The following is an 18,217-nucleotide window of genomic DNA, read 5'->3' on the forward strand; positions in this document are numbered from 1 at the left end:
ACACAATTCCTCTCTGCCCATTCAGATAAACCACCACGGCAGTTCCAGCCACAGATTATCCATGGCCTGTTCCTCCGTCTTTTTTGCGCGGCCTTTTGTCAGGTGAAAGTATATCGCCGTGCCGATCAGCGGATGTTCCTCGCCATCGGTGAAGCCATAGCGGTACAGCAGATAGGTCTGCTCCCGTTGGGTCAGCCGTTTCAGGCCATCGTACAGTTCCCGGCGCGATTCCTGTTCTTCCATAATGTTCTGCGGCTGCATGGCGTAAGGGTCGGCTATGGCTTCAATGCGCCGCAGTTGTTCCTCTCCCGGCAGAACATCATCCAGCGAAACACGCTGGTAACAGATACCGTCCTTGTCCTCCGTCACCATCCGCTGCTCAAAAGCGGCAAAGGCATCCCGAACCATATCCATCATGGCGTTGCGGATGGCAGGAGCCGCGTAGGTCAGGAACTTCATGCCGCGCGCTGCATCGAACTTTGGCACGGCCTTCCACAAGCCCAGATTGCCTGCCTGTTTCAAATCGTCCGTGTCAAGGTTCAGGCCAGCCTGTGCCAGATTCATACTGCGGAAGAGATCATTTGCCGCCTTGCCGATAAAGGACTTGTTGTTGTCGATCAGGCTGTCCAGCGCAGCTGCATCGCCTTTCTGTGCCAGCGCACAAAGCCGTTCATTCGTCTGCTTCATGGGCGTTTTCCTGTTCTGCGGCAGACTGCAAGATTCCCAGCAGCCCGCTTCGCAGCTGTTCCAGTGTTTCCGGCGTGGCTCCCTCCATGCCCGAAACGCTACCCAACATTGCGTCTGTCAGCTGCTCTGCCGTGATCGTTGGGTGCTGCACATCCTGCCCTTTGGTCAATTCGGTGAACATCTTCTCGGCCACTTTCTTGCTCATGGCTTCCTGTTCGGCGTAATGGCTCCCGATGCCCTTTTTGATTTCCTTGACCGCCGCCATGAAGTACATCTCGATATCATCAAGATCACCTTGATACACCGGCTTTCTCCGAAGGCTGATGTCCTTTGCGGCTTTGGCTGCCTCCGGGGTCTTGACCCTTGTGCGCAGCAGGGTGCTCAGTGTCGTGAGCATGGCGTTCTGTGCCGCGATACCGGATGCAAAGGTATCATCAAAATACTGCGCTATGCGGTAAGTAAGCTCTGCAAAGCGGGCGTTTTCCAACAGCAGGTTGATCACCTCTGTATTGACACGTCCTGTGTAGAGGTTCTTTGCAGCTTCTACGGACAAGCCCAGTTCGGCAATGTCGTAATTCTTGCGGTCGGGGATATTGGTTTCTCCAAGCAAAAAATCCGTGGACACGTTGAACAGCCTTGCGATCTTCAGCACCTGCTCATGGGTCAGAGTTCCTTTTGCGCCACTGATAAAACGGTTGATGGTGCTCTTGGAGCAGCCGATTTCCTTGGCAAGCTCCGGTTGGCTGATGTCGTGCTCTTTCATCAAGTCCGCAAGACGGACGTTGGACGGTGCAGGCAGATATTCCTGTGCCATAAAGTCGGCCCTCCTTTTTGAACTTTTTTCTCATTATAATACGCTCTGCCGTTTTGTTCAATATACGGTTACCTCTCCGCCCTTGCTGTTGCAGCCCTGCAACCAGTAAGGGCTTTTTTCTTTTTCCGTTGCAGTTCTGCCGCTTTTTCACCCTTTCTGCAAAATTCTCCGTATATTCAGGCAGGAAGCAAAAAACACCAGAGTTCCCACGCTGGGTACTCTGGTGCAACACACGAAACAAAGGAGAAATGCCCTTGAGCCTGTATCAAACTGTCAAGTCCGCCATCACCGTTCGGCAGGTGGGAGAGATGTACGGCATGGAGCCCGACCGCCATGGCATGGTGTGCTGTCCGTTCCATTCCGACAACCACCCCAGTATGATGCTGAACGAATCCTACTATTACTGTTTCGCTTGCGGGGCCAATGGAGATGCCATCGACCTCACCGCCAAGCTGTTCGACCTGAACCCCCGGCAAGCCGCCGAGAAGCTCGCAAGTGACTTCGGGCTTGACCCGGATAAGCCGCCCGCCAATGCCATCGCCCTGCCGCCGCCCAAGCGTGGCCTGACGGACGAGCAGTGGGCAGACATCGCCTACTGCCTGCGGGTGCTGACCGATTATCTCGACCTGCTGCACGGCTGGCGAGAGCGTTACAAGCCCGCCAGCCCGGAAGAACCGCTGGACGAGCGGTTCGTGGAAGCCCTCCACACGACCGAGACCATCGAGCACCTGACGGACTGCGTTGCTTTTGGAACGCCCCAGCAGAAGGCCGCTGCCGCCGCACAGCTGCTGTCCGGGTCGTTCCTGCTGATGCTGGAGGAGCACACCGACCGCCTTGCTCTGGCAAAGTGCGCCTGACAATTCATTCACCTAAAGTGGTGCTTATCATTATGATAATCACCACTTTACTTTTTTAAAGGAGAACTACCACATGAAGAAAAACATTTCCCGCAACCCTTTATGGCCGGACTGGTACAACGGCAAGAAAATTGACGAAGTCCAGTTTGGACGTGCCTTTCTGGAACAGTGGCCGCTGAAATGCGTCAATGGAACGCTGTACACGCTGGACGGCCCGGTAGAGGACGAGAGCGAGATCAAGCAGCGCATCTTGGAGAACATCGAGGAATACGTCACCTCCGGCCTGTCCAAAAAGGTCACCAACATTCTGGAGACCATCAAGCTGCTGGCCTTTTCCGACCCGTTCCCCATCGAGCAGGACTGCATCCACCTCCAGAACGGCGTGTACCATCTGCCGGACGGCTCTTTTCAGGAGAGCCGCCTGTTCTGTCAGAACCGCTTACCTGTGAGATATGACCCCAAAGCCGCCAGCCCTGACCGCTGGCTGACCTTTCTGCACGAGCTGCTGGACGATGCCGACATCTCCACCTTGCAGGAGTATCTGGGCTACTGCCTGATCCCCAGCACCAAGGGACAGAAGATGATGCTCATCGTTGGCAAGGGCGGCGAGGGCAAATCCCGCATCGGGCTGGTGCTGAAGCGGCTCATGGGAGATGCCGCCAGCAATGGCAGCGTCCAGAAAGTAGAGAATAACCGTTTTGCCCGCGCCGATCTGGAACGCCGCCTGCTGATGATCGACGACGACATGGACATGAACGCCCTGCCCAAGACGAATTATATTAAGACCATCGTGACTGCCGAAGCCAAGCTGGACTTGGAGCGCAAGGGTGTCCAGAGCTACCAGCGGGACATCTACGCCCGGTTCCTCTGCTTCGGCAACGGCGCGTTGACCTCGCTGTACGACCATTCGGACGGTTTCTTCCGCCGCCAGCTTATCCTGACCACCAAGGACAAGCCTGCTGACCGCACGGATGACCCTTTCCTTGTGGAGAAGATGTGCGCCGAGTTGGAGGGCATCCTGCTGTGGTGTCTGGAAGGACTGCACCGGCTGGTGCAGAACGATTTCCGCTTTACCGTCAGCGAACGAGCCGCCGCCAACGTGGACACCATCAAGCGCAGCAGCAACAATGTCATCGACTTCATGGAGTCCGAGGGCTACTTCCGCTTCAAGGCGGACTACTCCATCAGCTCCAAGGAGTTCTACGACATTTATAAGCAGTGGTGTGAGGACAACGCCTGCCACAGCGTATCGGCGATTCGTTTCAGCGCAGAGCTGCGCCAGAATGACCGTCGCTACAACCTTGAAGCCACCAACAACATCTACCTGCCCGGTGGCCGCAGGGTGCGGGGTTTTGTAGGCATCGAGCCGCTTGTCCACCCCTGTCCGTAAAAAGTGCATTTTTTTCACGGAAGAAGTTCGTACAACCTGTACGGTCTGTACTTGTACGCACCTGTACGGCAAATCGAAGCAAATTAAGACGTGTTATCGTTTGTATTTTGTTCATCCGTACGTCGTACGAACCGTACAGGTTATTTGAACTCCGTACGCGATTTTTTCAGATGCGTACGAAGCAATCAAATTCGCATTGTGCGAACTTGATTGTAACTCTCCCGCAGGAGACGTTCCCCCTCGGAGAGCCCACTACACTTTGCAGACCGCAGGGATGAAAGTGTCATAGTGGGTTATTACACTTCCGAAGAAGTGCACCTCCGTCCCCCGTCACCTTCCTCTGAACCCTGAAAGGAGGGATGCCCTCTGGCAAGAAACGATGGCATCGACCGCACAAGCGTCCGGAATCTCGCCGTTTCGGACAAGGCCGTTGGCAACACTCAGCAGCACAATGAGCGTGAAAAGGACAGCTATCGGAACCCCGATATTATCCCCCAGCGCGCTGCATGGAACGTCCACTTCAAAAAGCCAACCGCCAGCTACACTGACCTGTTCGCCCAACTGGAAACCGCTGGTACGATTTCAACGCGCGGCTTGAAGCCGGATGCCACCCATTATTGCGAGCTTGTCTTTGATGTCAACTCGGCCTATTTTGACAATCACGGTGGCTACGAGTTCGCCAAGCAGTTCTATGCGGATGCCTACAAAGCAGCCGTTCAGATCGTGGGTGGTGAGCAGTATATCCTCTCGGCAGTCATGCACGCCGATGAGATCAACCGTGCCATGACCGAAGCACTAGGCCGGGAGGTCTACCACTACCATCTCCACGTGGTCTATGTACCTGTGGTGGAAAAGCAGATCCTCTGGTCGAAACGCTGCAAGGACAAGGCACTGGTCGGCACCGTCAAGGAGACCGTCATGCAGGTCAGCCGAAGCAAGAAGTGGGCTTCCAAGCCCCTGCTGGACGATGCTGGAAAGCCTGTCCTGCAAAAGAGCGGCAAGCCAGTCCTGAAGAAGTCGTACAGCATCCTGCAAGACGATTTCTTCAACTATATGCACAATGCCGGGTACACCGATGTAGAGCGCGGCGAGCGCGGCAGCACCGAAGAACACCTGGCCGTCACCCAGTTCAAAGTCCAGCGGGAGCAGGAACGGCTGGACGCCCTGACCGCCCAGATTGACCAGAAAGAGCAGCACCTCACCCAAACCAACAAAACCCTCTCCAAGACCGAAAAGGAACTTGCCGCTGTGCAGAAAAAGGTCACGCTCACAAAAGAAGCCCTCATTCATGCGCGCGATCTGGATTATATTGGTAAGCGCACCTTTCTCGGCAACTATTCGCTGACCGAAGAAGAGTTTTCCAAGCTGAAAAAGCAAGCCGACCACGGCTATATGATGGATGTGGAGAACCGCCGCCTGAAAGAAGAACTTTCCACCGCCAAGAAAGAGGCCGTTCGTTGGAGCAACAAGTACCACGACCTGTGGTACGACGTGAAACCCTATCTGGATGCTCTCCACCGTGCGCCCGAACTGGTGCGTGGCTTTCTGGAAAAGATTCTTGCCCCCAAGCAGGAGCACACCATGAATGTGCCGCAGCGAAACCGCAAGCGTGGGCAGGATATGGAACTTTGATTTTCGGAGGATACCATTTGAACAAAAAGAAGAAGTCAAACAAATCCGGCTACCCGGATGAAGCAATCAAGACCCTTGCACGTTGCTTTTATCCCTCCATGGTTGAGTTTTTCAACAGCGAGGAAGGCCAGCGTGAATATGAGGAATGGCTGAAAGAGCAGGAAGCTCTACAAGCCTTGCCTGTTGCAGCATAAAAACAGCAGGACGCTCCCAGTAAAGGGAACGCCCTGCCTTATATAGATGTATCTTACCGAGGTGTGTCCAGTTGGGCACACCTCTTATTTTTTTGTCCTTAATCTTCTAGCCCATAGCTCCCAGCCATATTCTTCAAATATTCCTTCGGATCGCCATTCAGAATCAAATCGGCATAGCCCAGCGGGTCATTATAGACGAGATAGTCCAACTCTGCCCTTTGTGCCATAGTCACATCCAGTGCATCCTCAACCCCGGTGCAGTCAATGGAAATTTTTCTCCCATCTTGGAGAGTCAACTCTACACACCCGGTATCCATGTTAAACTTGCAGGCTCTTTCATCGTACTTCATAATCGCATCCTCCAATTCTTGTTATCGGCTTACGGTCTATGACAAGGTATCGGAGTTTTGCACCGTCCACGGGAGCCTTCATCGTTGTACCCGAAGAAAACGAAAAATCCGAACCCTTCTCCAATCGGAAACAGGTTCGGATTTTTCTTGTTTGGTGGGCGCGGGTGGATTCGAACCACCGAAGCTGAAAGCAGCAGATTTACAGTCTGTCCCCATTGGCCACTCGGGAACACGCCCATATTCAGTTTTTGCAGTCCATGGATTGCCTGTATATATTACCACCCGGATGGTAGTTTGTCAACATCTTTTGCGGAATTTTTGGATTTTTGAAAAGTAAAGCATTAAATGCAACAAATTTTCGGCTCTGTTTTTGTGGATTTTAGCGTAAAGCAAACAAGTCGCCAAGCGCACCCCGCTTGCGGTTATCCCTTATTGTTCATTTTTACCAGTGATTTTCTGCTTTCTATGTGCTTTATGCTGTCAAACCAAGCTCCCGCAGGCATTCGCGGAACATTGTGCCGGCGCTCTTATAGCCGAAAATTTTTCTAGGATAGCTGTTAATCCAGTTCTCCGTGGCTGCGATTTCTTCCGCCGTGAGTTTTGAGAAGTCCGTGCCTTTCGGATGCCGGCGGCGGATCATGCCGTTCACATTCTCATTGCTCCCACGTTCCCAGGAAGAATACGGGTGGCAGTAATATACCTTCGTCCGCTTATCCCCGGTGATGCAGGACTGTTCCAGCTGGTCGGCCAATGCAAACTCACTGCCGTTATCCACCGTAATGCTCTTATAAATGATGCCGAACTTCTCTGCGCCCAACTTCCGTTCCAGCGCATTGATTGCCTGCACGGTCGTCTCTGCACGGCGATCTGGCACCATTATAATATTTTCGTTCCGGGTTTTGCGCTCGGTCAGCACCAGCAGTGCAACCGTGCTTTTCTTCTTGCCTGAATACACTGTGTCCATTTCCCAGTGTCCAAATTCTTCACGGTCTTTTACTTCCGCCGGGCGCTTTTCAATACTCTCACCAGCCGGCGCACGGGCAGGATTCTTTGTTTTGACCTTTTTATAGTCACCCTTATGCACACCATGTCTGGGCAGCGCCTTTTGTGTCAGATTCAGGAACACGCCCTTTTTGATGTAGCTATATATGGTAGGCACCGATATATGCGTTTTGAATGTCCGTCCTTCTTCCAGGGCATAACCGTACACAGCAGCCGGTGAGCAGTCCTTATCTATTATGGTCTGCTCGATATAGCTTGCAAGTTCATGATCCTTGCCGATTTTAAGGTTTGGTCCCTTTTCCCGAAGATGTGCCTGATACCTTTGCTCTGCAATGTCCGGGCTGTATGTAGGGATCAGCTTCCACGTCTTACCGTCCAGCTTGTCATAGCTGCCGCGCTTCAGTTCCCGGTACACCGTGGACGGGTCCACTCGTAACCTGTCTGCGATTTCCTTTACTCTCAGCCCATCTTTCAACCACTTTTCGATACGGATTCGGTCTGTAAGCGTAAGCTGTTTGAACACTCGCACGCCGTTTTCCTCCTTCCGACTATGGCGTTTATTTTCGTTTTAAGCGTAAATTATACGGTGTACCGTTGTCAATTCGCAAACTTTCCACACTTTGCACATTTCCTTTGTGCAAAACTCCCAGACAAACAAAAAATGCCCCGCCAGCAATCCGTCAGGATGCCAGCGGGGCATTGCTTTACTTAGTGGAGATACCTTGCCAATTCAGATGCAACAAAGCCTGCGATCACTGCCGCAATGACTGCCCACCAGAGTTTGTTTCCAAATACTCCGGGGGCTTTTTCCAGCGCGGTCAAGCGGTCGTCCTGCTTCTTGTTCTGTGCCGTCACAACTTCAAGGCTCCGGTTTGTGGTTTCGAGTTGCTGGATGGTCAACTTGATATTGGTGTTCATGCCGTTTACTGCATCGGTCAGCTTCCCCAGCTCGTCCAGCCGGTGGGTGTTGCTCTGTGCACGGTTTTCGACCGCTGTCAGGCGATGTTCCAGTTCCTCGTCAGTCATTACGCTTGTTCTCCCCCACGTTACCGAAATGGGCCACAGTAGTGGTTTCTGCGGATTTCTTTGCCATGTAATCTTCGAGCTTCTTCTTGGTAAAGTCGAACACAAGCTGCACGATCCAATCCAGCGTCCGCTCATTGATTGCCCAGTCCAGCCAGTCCGGGGTGTACCCACGCAGTACGGCAATGACATGGGCTTTCTTTTCTGCACCCGCGCCACTGCCGAACTTTTCCTCTGCGTTGACGATCCACTTGTACACAGTCTTTGCGACCACAAGGCCGTAGCCCAGACGTACCGCCGCTAGCGCCGTGACCACAAGGCCGACCACCATGAAGATACAGGCCAGCCATTCAGGGAATGCCATCAGAAAAACTTTCAGAATTGCCGTTGGTGGAGCTGGCGGCGGTCTTGGTTGCGCCCTCGGAGATGCCCTTCAGCTTTTCGCCCTCGGTATCGGTCATCAGACGCTTGCCAGCCTCGGCGGCTACGAAGTCGGCAGGCTTCTTGCCGCTGTCGGTCAGATTGCCCTCGCCGTCCAGCGCAGCGAGGTTGCCGGTGGTAGCGCCAGTGACCTTATCGGCCTTGCCGGAAATGTCCACTTCCTCCGGGGTGGGGACATACAGACCGTCGTCCTTCAGGGTCAGAGCGTTGCCCGCAGCAGCGGAAACATTGACCTTGACATCCACCTCATAGCCAGCGATGGTAACGGTGGTGGAAGCATCCTTGCCGACGGCCTTAGCCTTGTAGGTATCCACCAGCGCAGCCATGCTCAGGAAAGAGTAGGTGCAGGAGTCAGGATTCTCACCCTTGACGGCCAGCACCATGACGGGCTTGCCGTCCAGCTTGGGGTCGGTAGCGCCGGGGTAGGTCGCAGCATCGAACTTGAACTTGGCCACGAAGGTGGTCTTGGTCTGGTCGAGGAACAGCTCAGAGGGGAAGTCAACGGAGAAAGCAGCAGTGCCGCTCTTGTCGGTAGAGGTGTAGAAGTTCACGGTATTGCCGTCAACGCCAAGAGACTTGATAGCAGCGTTGGCTGCGGTCTGCACAGGGGTAAAGGCGTCCTTCTTAACGAAGGTCTTCTTGATTTCAGCGGTCAGGTTGCGGATGGTGGTCTTGGTAGAAATCTGCTTAGACATTGACGATTCGATAGGCAACAGCTCCGTAGTTTGCGAAGCCCCCCCACTTGCCATGTTGGAGAATAGGCTTATCTGCTCTACCTCCGGCAAATCCTCTGATACGAAGTAGTTCATTGATGACCGTTTCAAAGTCCTTCCCTCCATTTGACGAAAGTGCACCGGGCACATTTTCCCAGATCACAAAGCGCGGATATTTGCCATTTGTTGCAACCAGCATTTCTATGATGATTCTGATTGCTTCCCAGAATAGCCCAGATCTTCCGCCACCCAGGCCGGCGCGTTTTCCAGCAATGCTCAAGTCCTGGCAAGGAGATCCGAACGTAATAATATCTACTGGCTCGATTTTGTCTCCCCGGACATCCTTCACGCTTCCTAGGTGCTTCATATGCGGCAGGTGCGTTCTCGTGACGGCAATAGGGTACGGCTCCACCTCACTTGCCCATACTGCCCGTCCACCGCACATTACCGCGCACAGCGGCATCGTTCCGCTGCCGTCAAACAGGCTTCCCAACTTCACGTCCTCGGCTGGTTTGCCCAGTTCCCGGAAAGCATTTTTGACAAAGAACAGTGCGTTCGGCAACGCCATACCATTGCCCCACATGGCATACTCTGCTGCCATGCTATGCAGGCCGTCATGCCAGCGCATCAATGCCTTGTCGCTTTCAGTGCTGCCGCCCTGCATAATTTTTCTGCTCGGTCTTTTCCTTTTGATTTCGCAATCCCTGGCATATACTTCACGCCAGAATGGAAACTCTTGTGGAGAGGTCAGCGGTGCGATTTCTGCCCACCCATCAGGGAAGCCCTGCAATCGGCCGCATTCCAATGGGATAAGACGGCGGACAATCCAGTCCGGTGAACCCTTTTCGCCGGCTTGAATCACTTTTGGCCCACTCGTTGCTACGCCATTCACTTTTGTAAGCGTTGCCGCCACCTCTCCGGTAACAGTTCCATTATAGGTATCCGCTCCGGTTGCTTCCGGCAACGGTTGAATTACCGGATTTATGTAGTTTAGGCTCCATCCGCCTTCCCCTTTAGCCTGCAATGTCCCGCTCACATTGCCGTTCAGGCAATGGTGCCTTGCGTCATAGGCTACCGCGTGACGGTCAACGGTGTTCAGCGTGAATGTCACATTCTCGTCTACTCCCGTGCCGTTCATCCCGGTGTTGCGGTCTATCATATTCCCCGCCAAGCAGTATGATCCGGCAACAATAGGTGCTTCATGGTCACACGTCAGACAAGGGCAGGTGTTATCCAGCGTATCAGCCGATGCCTGCCCTGACGCTCTGCAAATCACCGGCTTACTTTCGCATATTTTCATGCTGCCCCCCCGCAGACCAAAAAGCCTTGCGATCTCATGGCCGAAGCGCTATTGAGCAGCGACGGTGCCACCCCGTCCACGCTGTAAATTCTCGCTCCTTGCGGAAACTCCGGCGTTAAGCATTCCAGTTCCATTCATTTTTCCTCATTTCTTTCTTGTACGGACGGCCAGCATCGAACTGGCTCACCTGCTCATGGGGGATAGTCAGAAGCAGGATCATCCTCTATGCGTCCGCATATCAGACCCGCCCGGCAAGAGAGCGCCGGACGGGGCGGCCACGGCAATGGCCTACTGCTATTGAACAGGGCATTTCTACGCTCATGCTGCGGCGCACCCGTTCCCGTCGATTCCATGCGGGTGCGGCTTTTGCGGAAATGGCAGCCCGGTTTTGCACCGGGCTTTAACGGAAAGGAGGACGCTGCTGTACAGCACCATTCCGCTATGCCGGTCGGCTGATTTCCTGACCGTACCGGCTTCCATGGAAAACTCAACTCGGCGCATACAAGGTCCGGCCCTGCTTGCAGCGCTCAATGCCTAGAAAAAGCGCCATGCGCCATATAAAAGCAGCCCCGCTTCTGCGGTGCAGGGCTGCTTATTTCACGTTTGAGAAGAACCATGCTTTGTATCAGCAGCATTGTTTTTCTCGTAGTGCTCGCACTCCACGTTGTAACCACTGCAAGGCGCGCACCGGGCAGCGGTTATCTTGAATGTGTGCTTGCACTGTTCTTCAGTACCCTTTTGTTTTCCCTTGTGCAGGGATACTCTGGTATGTGTACTTCTTGCCAAGCTCTTGATCTTCCTTGCTTTATATAAATAGGTGTTTCGGCCCAAAGGCATTGGGTTGCGACGCTTGTCCTGCACCGCTTCCCGGCGCTCCGGTGGATTGAAGTTTTTCCGCAATTTCATCCAGATTTTGAAACTGCTGAAGTCGCTTTCCCATGTTCCGAATGTTTCATCCATCCACTTGAACATTTCTTTTACGGCTTCTGGCAATTCAAATTTTCCATCACATAGGGGTCCCGGCACTTCCTCAACATCCGGCATGGTTGTCGGCAGTTCTATTCGCTCACCATTCGGAAGATCATAGTAGGCGATGCCTCTGCTCACTCTTCTACCTCCATGATGTGCGTTGCGATCATGTCAGCCATGTGCAGGCACATGGCTTCCGGGCAGCGGTCGTATACTTTGCTGAGCGTTCCCCAGTCCTGCTCTCCGCTATATGCTCCCATGTGCCACCTGATTGCCAGGGCTTCCGTGTCGGTCAAGAAAATCCAGTCTTTGATAATGCTGACAGATGCTTCACCGTGTCCCATCAAGTGACTATCTTCATAACGGTAACTGCCATCCGGCCTTTTGATGTACTGTCCAGCCTTGCAAACGTCATGGAGTAACGCGGCGGTCAAGACTGCGCCCCTATTGCATTTTGCAAACTGCGGCATCTTGTCGCATAATTCCAAGGCGGTTCTTGCGACATTGAGCGAATGCAGCACCAGACCGCCGGGGACATTCAGGTGGTGCTTCGCGCTGGCCGGAGAATTGTAAAAGTCCAGTTCTTCCAGCACCCGCATCAGCGCCATACCACCGCGCCTGCCCTCGATAGCATGAACTAAAAGGCTGTTGAACTGATCTTTCAGCGAGATTCTTGTTGCTTCATCCATAGGTTGTTCCTGCCTTTCAATCCCAATCCCGGACTTCGTTGTTCCAGTCGTAAGCCTTGTTGACCAATGTGTCCAGCAGCACCGGCACTGCCCATGCAACGGCAATGAGATCTGGGTCGTAATTGATTTTGAACAGCCAGCATACGCCCCAAATCAGGGTTGAAAAAATGCCATACAGCACACCGAACACAAGCAGGCTCTCCCCCAGGTGCAACGCATCGCGGCGGAAGCGCCGCCAGTTGAACGCCTTGTTGAAGTTGTTAATTGCTCTGTGAAGTTTTTCAAGCACCATTTTGTCCTCTCTTTGCATTTAGCCTTTCCTGTAGTACAATGAGCACGGAAAGGAGGTGATTTCTTTGAAGCGTTCTGAATATAACCAGATTGTCCTTGCTATTGTCGAAAAGACAGAATCCGAATTGAACAAAGGTGTAAAGGAAGCATACCAATCCGGCGGTCAAAATTCCGCCCTTGCCTATCTCTCAACTTCGATTCCCGACACCGTTGCTCACATGGTTTCCGATATCCTCAAACAAAGTGGGGTTCTGCGTTTTGAGGATGACAGTTCTCCAGATAGCGAGTAAATTCTCGCATCTGCTCTTCTGACAACGCTTCCTTATTGGGGACGTTGAATGGTTGCGGTCTTTGCAGTTCCAGTGCAAGGACCGCAATTTCTTTTGCCTCCCCGGTAATTTCAATTTTCATTTTGCGTTCTGCCTCTCTCCATGTGAAACAGGCTAGTTTGACTTGTGTACTCTGCAAACCGTTCTTCTTCCAGCTGGAAATAGAACGGGTCAATTTCAAAGCCTATAAAATCAAGCCCGGCCTCATATGCTGCTATGCGGCTGCTTCCGCTTCCGAGGTGGGTGTCAAGGATCTTCTGCCCCGGCTCTGCATAGTTCTTGAAGATCCAGTCATACAGGACAACTGGTTTCTGCGTTGGGTGAATGCGCTTCTCGTTCAAGGATTTGTTTCCCTGCATGGTGCCGCCCTCTGCAATGCTCTTGCCCTGCATCATGCCGGACCACATATACCGGAACATTCTCACTGAAGAAAATAAATCTGTCGCCGCAATCTCGCAATCTGAAAAGCTAGAGTTTCCATTGCACTTGTCCCACACGATCCGTCCGGTAGCAAACTGGTAGTCAAAATAGTTGCAGCCCCATACAATATAGTGGCGGCACACTCGAAACAGCTCCCTGAAATACTCCGGCTCTGGTTTACTCCAAGCAGGAGAGACGGGGTAGTCACGGTGTACGCCTATTTTGCTGACTTTGGATCCGTAAAAGCCTCTGCGTTCCGGGCCAGAGAAATACGGCGGATCCACAACCGCCAGATCAAAATAATTATCCGGGAACAGTTCCATCGCTGGCAGGCAGTCCACATTGTAGCAATGGTTCAGCTTAAACACTTCTCCCATGTCTTACTCCGCCGGGCAATCCGCCCGATACCTGAACCGCTGCTTTGCGTTGTATAAGCGTTGCTGCCCAAGCTCTGCACTATATCCTGCGCGACCATTGGTATCCATCTTTCCAGTGTCGCCGCGCTTCAGTTCCTTGTAGATGGTGGAATAGTTGAAGCTCATCGCTCTGGCGATTCCGGCAACACTCTGTCCGGCATTGTACCGGGCTTCCAGCACCTTGCGGTCATCCTGCGTCATGTGTTTTGCCATTCCTGTTCCCTCGCTTTCCTGAAAAATGCGCAAAAAAATAACGCAAGAGAATCCGCTAAGATTTCTCTTGCGTTTTCTCTTGCGTTTATTTTACAAATTCAGCGAATTTTTGGATTTTTGTGCCGAAAGCAAAAACACAAAAGCAAAAGCCGCCCAGAAATCAACGTTCCTGAGCGGCTTTTTGGAGCTGGTGACAGGAGTTGAACCTGCAACCCACTGATTACAAATCAGTTGCGCTGCCATTGCGCCACACCAGCATGGACCAAGCGGTCTTTTGATAGAATACCAAAAAACGCGCGGCTTGTCAATATCTTCTTGGCGCGCAAAAAAACAACCCATTCCCCAAGCAGTATACTATACCGTTTAACAAATGAGGTGTCATTGCCATCAGTTCATGCTTTCGTCTGCTTTTAGCATTCTTTTCTGTTGCATCACGTTTTGATACCCGTAATTTTCAACGCAATATATCGATAATAAAATCGAACCATTCGATTCTATTATCATAAAAACCCCACAGGAAGCGCGGACGGCTCCTGTGGGGTTCAAAGTCTGTTGTATTCTTTTTTGAGCAGCGGGCTGCTTCAGCGGGCAAGGGCCTGCTGGATCTTTGCAAAATCCTCCAGTGTGAGGGCTTCCGGGCGGATGCGGGCATCAAAACCGGCGGCTTCAATGGCGGCTGTCACCGCGTCCTTGGGCATCCCCAGACCGCTGGCAATGGCGTTTGCAGCCGTTTTGCGGCGCTGTCCAAAGGCGGCACGCACCAGCGCAAAATAGCCTTCTTCGTCCTCCACCTGCACAGCGGGCTGCGGACGGATCTCCATGCGCACCACGGCGCTGGTCACCTTGGGGGCCGGGTAAAAACTGCCGGGCGCAGCGGTGAACATCATTTTGGAGGTGGCATAGTAGCTCACCGCGCAGCTGATGGCGCTGGATGCACGGGTGCCGGGCGCAGCAGCCAGACGGTCGGCAGCTTCCTTCTGTACCATGACGGTCAGGCTTTCAATGGGCAGGCGGTCGCCCAGCAGCTTCATGACGATGGGACTGGTGATGTAGTAGGGCAGGTTGGCGCACACAGCCACCGGCATACCGGGGAACTCTTCCGCAATAAGAGCCTTCAGGTCAACTTTCAGTACATCCTGTAATACCAGTTTAAAATTGTCCACTCCGGCCATCGTTTCGGCCAGCAGCGGCGGCAGGCGTTCGTCCACTTCAATGGACACCACCTTGGCGGCGCGCTTTGCCAGTTCCCGGGTCAGCACACCGATGCCGGGGCCGATCTCAATGACACCATAGCGCTTATCCACGCCGCTGGCATCCACGATCTTGGGCGGCAGACCCGGGTTGATGATAAAGTTCTGTCCAAAACCCTTGGAGAGTGCAAAATCGTATTTTTCACACAGGGCGCGGATCACCGAGAGGTCGGTCAGTTCGGGCATAGATTCCATCCTTTTTCATAGTACGATTTGAATGCCCTCCGCGTCGCTTTGGGCATATTCAACGGAAATATTATTATAATATGGCAACCCAGCCAGACCTGCGGGTCTGGCTGGGTTGCATTTTCACGAGAAGGGGTCGGTACGGTAAACAGCACCGCAATAAACCGGGTTCCTTTTTACAAGAAGAAGCCCATGCAGCATTTCTACCGGTTTTACCCTTTATTCTGCGCTGGATGCTGCTTCACCGCCGGCTTCTGCTTCGGTGGAGGAAGCCGTTTCCTCAGAGGAAGCGTTCTCCGGCTCAGTGGCAGCGCTGTCGGCTTCTTCGGAAGCAGCAGCCGAAGAAGCTGCTTCGTTGACACCGCCCAGAGTCGTGGTACCGCTCAGCTGCTGTGCTGCGCTGACCGCACGCTGGATCTGCGGGTCATCCTCGGGGGTATAATCGTAGAAATTCGTGGTCTCTTCGGCACTGAGGGCACGCTCCACATCCACGCTCAGTCCGGTGCCATCAAAGCAGGAGCCGTCGCCGCAGATGAGCTTTGCCACCGTGATGCTCACGGCGCTGCCATCCGAAAGGCGCTGCGGGCTGCTCTGGATGGTTCCCTTGCCCATGGTGGTGGTGCCCACCAGACGTGCGCCGTTCATGGTGCGCAGGCTGGCAGCAAACAGCTCTGCTGCGCTGGCAGTGTTGCCGTTGACCAGACAGACGATGGGCAGCTCCACCTTGCTCTCATCGTCGCTGCTGCCAATGATGGTGCGGTTTCCGTTCTTATCCTCGGCATAGGCCACAGTGCCTTCCGGGGCGATCAGGTCGATGCAGCTGATGGCATCATCCAACACGCCGCCGCCGTTATCGCGCAGGTCGAACACAAGGCTCTGGGCACCGCTGGTAGTGAGAGACCGGATGGCATAGTCCAGCTCGCTGGGCGTGCTGCCGTCGAACTGGCGGATCTTGATGTAACCCACGCTGTCCAGCATCTGGTAGTCCACGGTGGTGCTGGTGTAGCCGGAGTGGGTCAGATCCGTCGTCCGGGAAGCAGCCTTGCTGTCGAGCCATGTAACATTGACGATGGTACCGGCTTCGCCCTGCAGGCGGGACTGCACGGCATCCACCCCGGAAAGGCTCTTCACATCGGTGCCGTCAATAGCAGTGATGTAATCGCCCACCACGATACCGGCTTCCTGCGCAGGCGAGTCCTCATATACCCTGGTCACTCTGGCATAGCCGGTCTGGTCCATGCCAAGTTCCACGCCAATGCCCATCACCTTGCCGCTCTGCTGGTTCATCAGCTCGGTGTAGGCGTTGGCGGTGTAGTAACGGGCGTACTTGTCGCCGGTACCCAGCAGATAGCCTGCGGTCAGGCGGTCGTACAGCATCGTTTCATCAATGGTGTAGTAGTCGTTGCTGCGCACATAGCGGTCCACCTCGGCCACTTTGTTGTACATGCTTTCCTTTTCCTTCACGCTGCTCACCGTGCTGTCAAACAGACGCATGGCAATGAGCATGGTAATGGAAAAGGTCACGGTCATGGCAAGGATCACAATGGTGACAGCCATGCCCACAGAGATTTTACGGTTCATGCTTGCCCCTCCCTGTTAATACAGCAGCATCATGATCACACTGCTCAGCAGCGAGAGTGCAAACACGCCTGCCAGAACAAGGCAGCCGATACGCAGCCAGCGCTTGTGTTTTTGTTCGTTCATAGAATACCAGACTCCTTATAAACACACTCAGTTGTGCGGGAACGGGATATAACCGCGCGGATTGACCGCATTGGCCTTTTTGCCGCCCTTCCAGACCTCCAGATGCAGGTGGTTGCCGGTAGAGTTGCCGGTAGAGCCAACGTAGCCGATCAACTCGCCCTGCTTGACATACTTGCCTGCGCTGGTGGCGACCGACCTCATGTGGCCGTACAGGGTGCTGTAGGCATTGCCGTCCGACATGCTGCCGTGATAGATGATGACGTAGTTGCCATAGCCGCCGCTGGACCAGCCTGCCACCTGCACATAGCCACTGGCGGCTGCGTAGATGGGGGTACCGCCCGGCGCAGCCAGATCGATGCCGGCATGCAGCCTGTTGACGCCGGACACCGGATTCTTACGCCAGCCGTACTCGCTGGAAACGCGGGTATAGCTCTTCAGCGGGCAGGCAAAGCCGGTAAAGCTCAGCTGCGGCTTGCTGGATGCAGCGGCCGCGATCAGCTTCTGGATCTCTTTCTTGACGGCCTCATAGTTCAGCTCGTCCGATTCAATAGCGGCCTGTGCCGTCTGCTGGGCCTTCTGGGCATCCTGTGCAGAAAGCTGCGCCGCAGAAATGCTGCTGTTCAGCTCGCTCTGCTTTGCCTTCATCTGGTAGTTCTGGGTATCCAGCTCCGCCTTCTGGCTCTGCAGTTCCTTGCGCTGGGCCTCCAGCTCCACCTTGTCCGCTTCCAGTTCGGACTTGGCCGCCTTCATGTTGTCCATGATCTCGGTATCTTTGATGGAGATATCCTGCATGACCTCGTTGAAGGTGAGCAGCTCATACAGGTCGTTCACTGCGCTCAGCATGGCCACGCTGCCGCCGTCGCGCAGCTCCTGCATGGCAGCCATGTGCTTTTTAAAATCGCCCCACTGGCTGTCGATCTCGGCCTGCTTCTGGGTGATCTCGCCTTCCTTAGCGGTGATCTTCTGCTCGGTCTGGCCAATGTTATTCTGCACAGCAGCGATCTGGGTGCTCAGCACACTGATCTGAGACTGAATGACGCCCACGCGCTCCTTCAGCTCACTTTCCAGCGCTTTTGCAGCAGCTTCCTTTTTCTTTGCGTCCGAAAGCTCCTTCTTGTGCTGGTCGATGGATTTGGAAAGGCTGTTCAGCTTGTTCTGCAGGCTGGCCATGCTGGTGGCTGCCGTGGCCGGCTGGAAGCTGACGCTTGCCGCAAGGCATACCGCCGCCAGGCACAGACTCACGCCGCGCAGCAGCTTGCTGCGGGCAGGCTCCGGCCGTGCATGGCGCGGCGTATGGCCGGGCATCTGCAGCCGGAAGGGCTTTGCATGAAGTGCTTTTTTCATGTG

General features: G+C 54.0%; 21 protein-coding genes and 2 tRNA genes. 5 read left to right on the top strand and 18 right to left on the bottom strand.

Features of this window, described 5'->3' with window-relative positions:
* Window positions 1-21: 21 nt before the first annotated feature.
* Both ACGHUK_RS09920 and ACGHUK_RS09925 read right to left on the bottom strand, forming a co-directional pair.
* Window positions 22-687, bottom strand: coding sequence for a sigma-70 family RNA polymerase sigma factor (locus tag ACGHUK_RS09920; RefSeq protein WP_390574228.1), 666 nt, complete (start codon window positions 685-687; stop codon window positions 22-24).
* Window positions 671-1,501: a helix-turn-helix transcriptional regulator gene (locus tag ACGHUK_RS09925; RefSeq protein ID WP_390574229.1), complete on the bottom strand. Its 831-nt coding sequence runs from the start codon at window positions 1,499-1,501 to the stop codon at window positions 671-673. Before ACGHUK_RS09925 ends, ACGHUK_RS09920 begins: the two co-directional genes overlap by 17 nt.
* A 248-nt stretch (window positions 1,502-1,749) precedes the next feature.
* On the opposite strand from ACGHUK_RS09925, the gene ACGHUK_RS09930 reads away from it, so the two are divergent.
* The 4 genes from ACGHUK_RS09930 to ACGHUK_RS09945 all read left to right on the top strand — a co-directional run bounded on the left by ACGHUK_RS09930 (window position 1,750) and on the right by ACGHUK_RS09945 (window position 5,574).
* Window positions 1,750-2,358 (top strand): CHC2 zinc finger domain-containing protein, encoded by a 609-nt coding sequence (locus ACGHUK_RS09930; protein ID WP_390574231.1) that lies wholly within the window; start codon window positions 1,750-1,752, stop codon window positions 2,356-2,358.
* 73 nt (window positions 2,359-2,431) lie between these two features.
* On the top strand, window positions 2,432-3,748 hold the full coding sequence (locus ACGHUK_RS09935; RefSeq protein ID WP_390574233.1) for a phage/plasmid primase, P4 family: 1,317 nt from the start codon (window positions 2,432-2,434) through the stop codon (window positions 3,746-3,748).
* 366 nt (window positions 3,749-4,114) lie between these two features.
* Window positions 4,115-5,380 (top strand): plasmid recombination protein, encoded by a 1,266-nt coding sequence (locus tag ACGHUK_RS09940; protein ID WP_390575805.1) that lies wholly within the window; start codon window positions 4,115-4,117, stop codon window positions 5,378-5,380.
* Window positions 5,381-5,397: 17 nt separating this feature from the next.
* Window positions 5,398-5,574: a hypothetical protein gene (locus ACGHUK_RS09945; RefSeq protein WP_223387700.1), complete on the top strand. Its 177-nt coding sequence runs from the start codon at window positions 5,398-5,400 to the stop codon at window positions 5,572-5,574.
* A gap of 98 nt (window positions 5,575-5,672) precedes the next feature.
* Here the strand turns inward: ACGHUK_RS09945 and ACGHUK_RS09950 are convergent, their stop codons facing one another.
* The 10 genes from ACGHUK_RS09950 to ACGHUK_RS09995 form a co-directional block, all read right to left on the bottom strand.
* Entirely contained in the window at window positions 5,673-5,924 is a 252-nt protein-coding gene (locus ACGHUK_RS09950) for a DUF6061 family protein (RefSeq protein ID WP_390574235.1), read from the bottom strand.
* Between the two features lie 152 nt (window positions 5,925-6,076).
* Window positions 6,077-6,161: transfer RNA gene (locus ACGHUK_RS09955), tRNA-Tyr, on the bottom strand.
* A 235-nt stretch (window positions 6,162-6,396) separates the two neighbouring features.
* On the bottom strand, window positions 6,397-7,455 hold the full coding sequence (locus tag ACGHUK_RS09960; RefSeq protein ID WP_390574237.1) for an IS30 family transposase: 1,059 nt from the start codon (window positions 7,453-7,455) through the stop codon (window positions 6,397-6,399).
* A 179-nt stretch (window positions 7,456-7,634) separates the two neighbouring features.
* Window positions 7,635-7,952, bottom strand: coding sequence for a hypothetical protein (locus ACGHUK_RS09965; RefSeq protein ID WP_015564800.1), 318 nt, complete (start codon window positions 7,950-7,952; stop codon window positions 7,635-7,637).
* Entirely contained in the window at window positions 7,945-8,313 is a 369-nt protein-coding gene (locus tag ACGHUK_RS09970; RefSeq protein WP_390574239.1) for a hypothetical protein, read from the bottom strand. Before ACGHUK_RS09970 ends, ACGHUK_RS09965 begins: the two co-directional genes overlap by 8 nt.
* Complete coding sequence (locus ACGHUK_RS09975; RefSeq protein ID WP_390574240.1) at window positions 8,300-9,085, bottom strand: hypothetical protein; 786 nt, start codon at window positions 9,083-9,085, stop codon at window positions 8,300-8,302. The genes ACGHUK_RS09970 and ACGHUK_RS09975 overlap by 14 nt, the downstream gene beginning before the upstream one ends.
* Window positions 9,078-10,262 carry a DNA cytosine methyltransferase gene (locus ACGHUK_RS09980; RefSeq protein WP_390574242.1) on the bottom strand — a complete coding sequence of 395 codons (1,185 nt, stop codon included), beginning with the start codon at window positions 10,260-10,262 and terminating at the stop codon, window positions 9,078-9,080. The genes ACGHUK_RS09975 and ACGHUK_RS09980 overlap by 8 nt, the downstream gene beginning before the upstream one ends.
* A 738-nt stretch (window positions 10,263-11,000) precedes the next feature.
* Complete coding sequence (locus ACGHUK_RS09985; RefSeq protein WP_390574244.1) at window positions 11,001-11,510, bottom strand: hypothetical protein; 510 nt, start codon at window positions 11,508-11,510, stop codon at window positions 11,001-11,003.
* Window positions 11,507-12,061: an HD domain-containing protein gene (locus ACGHUK_RS09990; protein WP_390574245.1), complete on the bottom strand. Its 555-nt coding sequence runs from the start codon at window positions 12,059-12,061 to the stop codon at window positions 11,507-11,509. Before ACGHUK_RS09990 ends, ACGHUK_RS09985 begins: the two co-directional genes overlap by 4 nt.
* Window positions 12,062-12,077: 16 nt before the next feature.
* A complete protein-coding gene (locus tag ACGHUK_RS09995; protein WP_390574247.1) occupies window positions 12,078-12,353 on the bottom strand; it encodes a hypothetical protein in 276 nt (91 codons plus the stop codon).
* Between the two features lie 64 nt (window positions 12,354-12,417).
* On the opposite strand from ACGHUK_RS09995, the gene ACGHUK_RS10000 reads away from it, so the two are divergent.
* The gene (locus ACGHUK_RS10000; protein WP_390574250.1) at window positions 12,418-12,642 is read left to right on the top strand and encodes a hypothetical protein; all 225 of its coding nucleotides are present in this window, start codon (window positions 12,418-12,420) and stop codon (window positions 12,640-12,642) included.
* 110 nt (window positions 12,643-12,752) lie between these two features.
* Here the strand turns inward: ACGHUK_RS10000 and ACGHUK_RS10005 are convergent, their stop codons facing one another.
* From ACGHUK_RS10005 to ACGHUK_RS10030, 6 genes are all read right to left on the bottom strand, one after another.
* A complete protein-coding gene (locus tag ACGHUK_RS10005; RefSeq protein WP_390574252.1) occupies window positions 12,753-13,478 on the bottom strand; it encodes a DNA methyltransferase in 726 nt (241 codons plus the stop codon).
* 3 nt (window positions 13,479-13,481) lie between these two features.
* Complete coding sequence (locus tag ACGHUK_RS10010; protein ID WP_390574253.1) at window positions 13,482-13,730, bottom strand: helix-turn-helix domain-containing protein; 249 nt, start codon at window positions 13,728-13,730, stop codon at window positions 13,482-13,484.
* Window positions 13,731-13,912: 182 nt separating this feature from the next.
* Window positions 13,913-13,987 (bottom strand) — tRNA-Thr (locus ACGHUK_RS10015).
* A gap of 324 nt (window positions 13,988-14,311) precedes the next feature.
* Complete coding sequence (gene rsmA / locus ACGHUK_RS10020; protein ID WP_044954033.1) at window positions 14,312-15,166, bottom strand: 16S rRNA (adenine(1518)-N(6)/adenine(1519)-N(6))-dimethyltransferase RsmA; 855 nt, start codon at window positions 15,164-15,166, stop codon at window positions 14,312-14,314.
* Window positions 15,167-15,385: 219 nt separating this feature from the next.
* Window positions 15,386-16,747: a S41 family peptidase gene (locus tag ACGHUK_RS10025; RefSeq protein WP_291017226.1), complete on the bottom strand. Its 1,362-nt coding sequence runs from the start codon at window positions 16,745-16,747 to the stop codon at window positions 15,386-15,388.
* Window positions 16,748-16,897: 150 nt separating this feature from the next.
* Window positions 16,898-18,214, bottom strand: coding sequence for a murein hydrolase activator EnvC family protein (locus ACGHUK_RS10030; RefSeq protein WP_390574255.1), 1,317 nt, complete (start codon window positions 18,212-18,214; stop codon window positions 16,898-16,900).
* Window positions 18,215-18,217 lie beyond the last annotated feature (3 nt).

This window comes from Faecalibacterium sp. i25-0019-C1 (genome assembly GCF_042854225.1).
Classification (GTDB): domain Bacteria; phylum Bacillota; class Clostridia; order Oscillospirales; family Ruminococcaceae; genus Faecalibacterium; species Faecalibacterium taiwanense.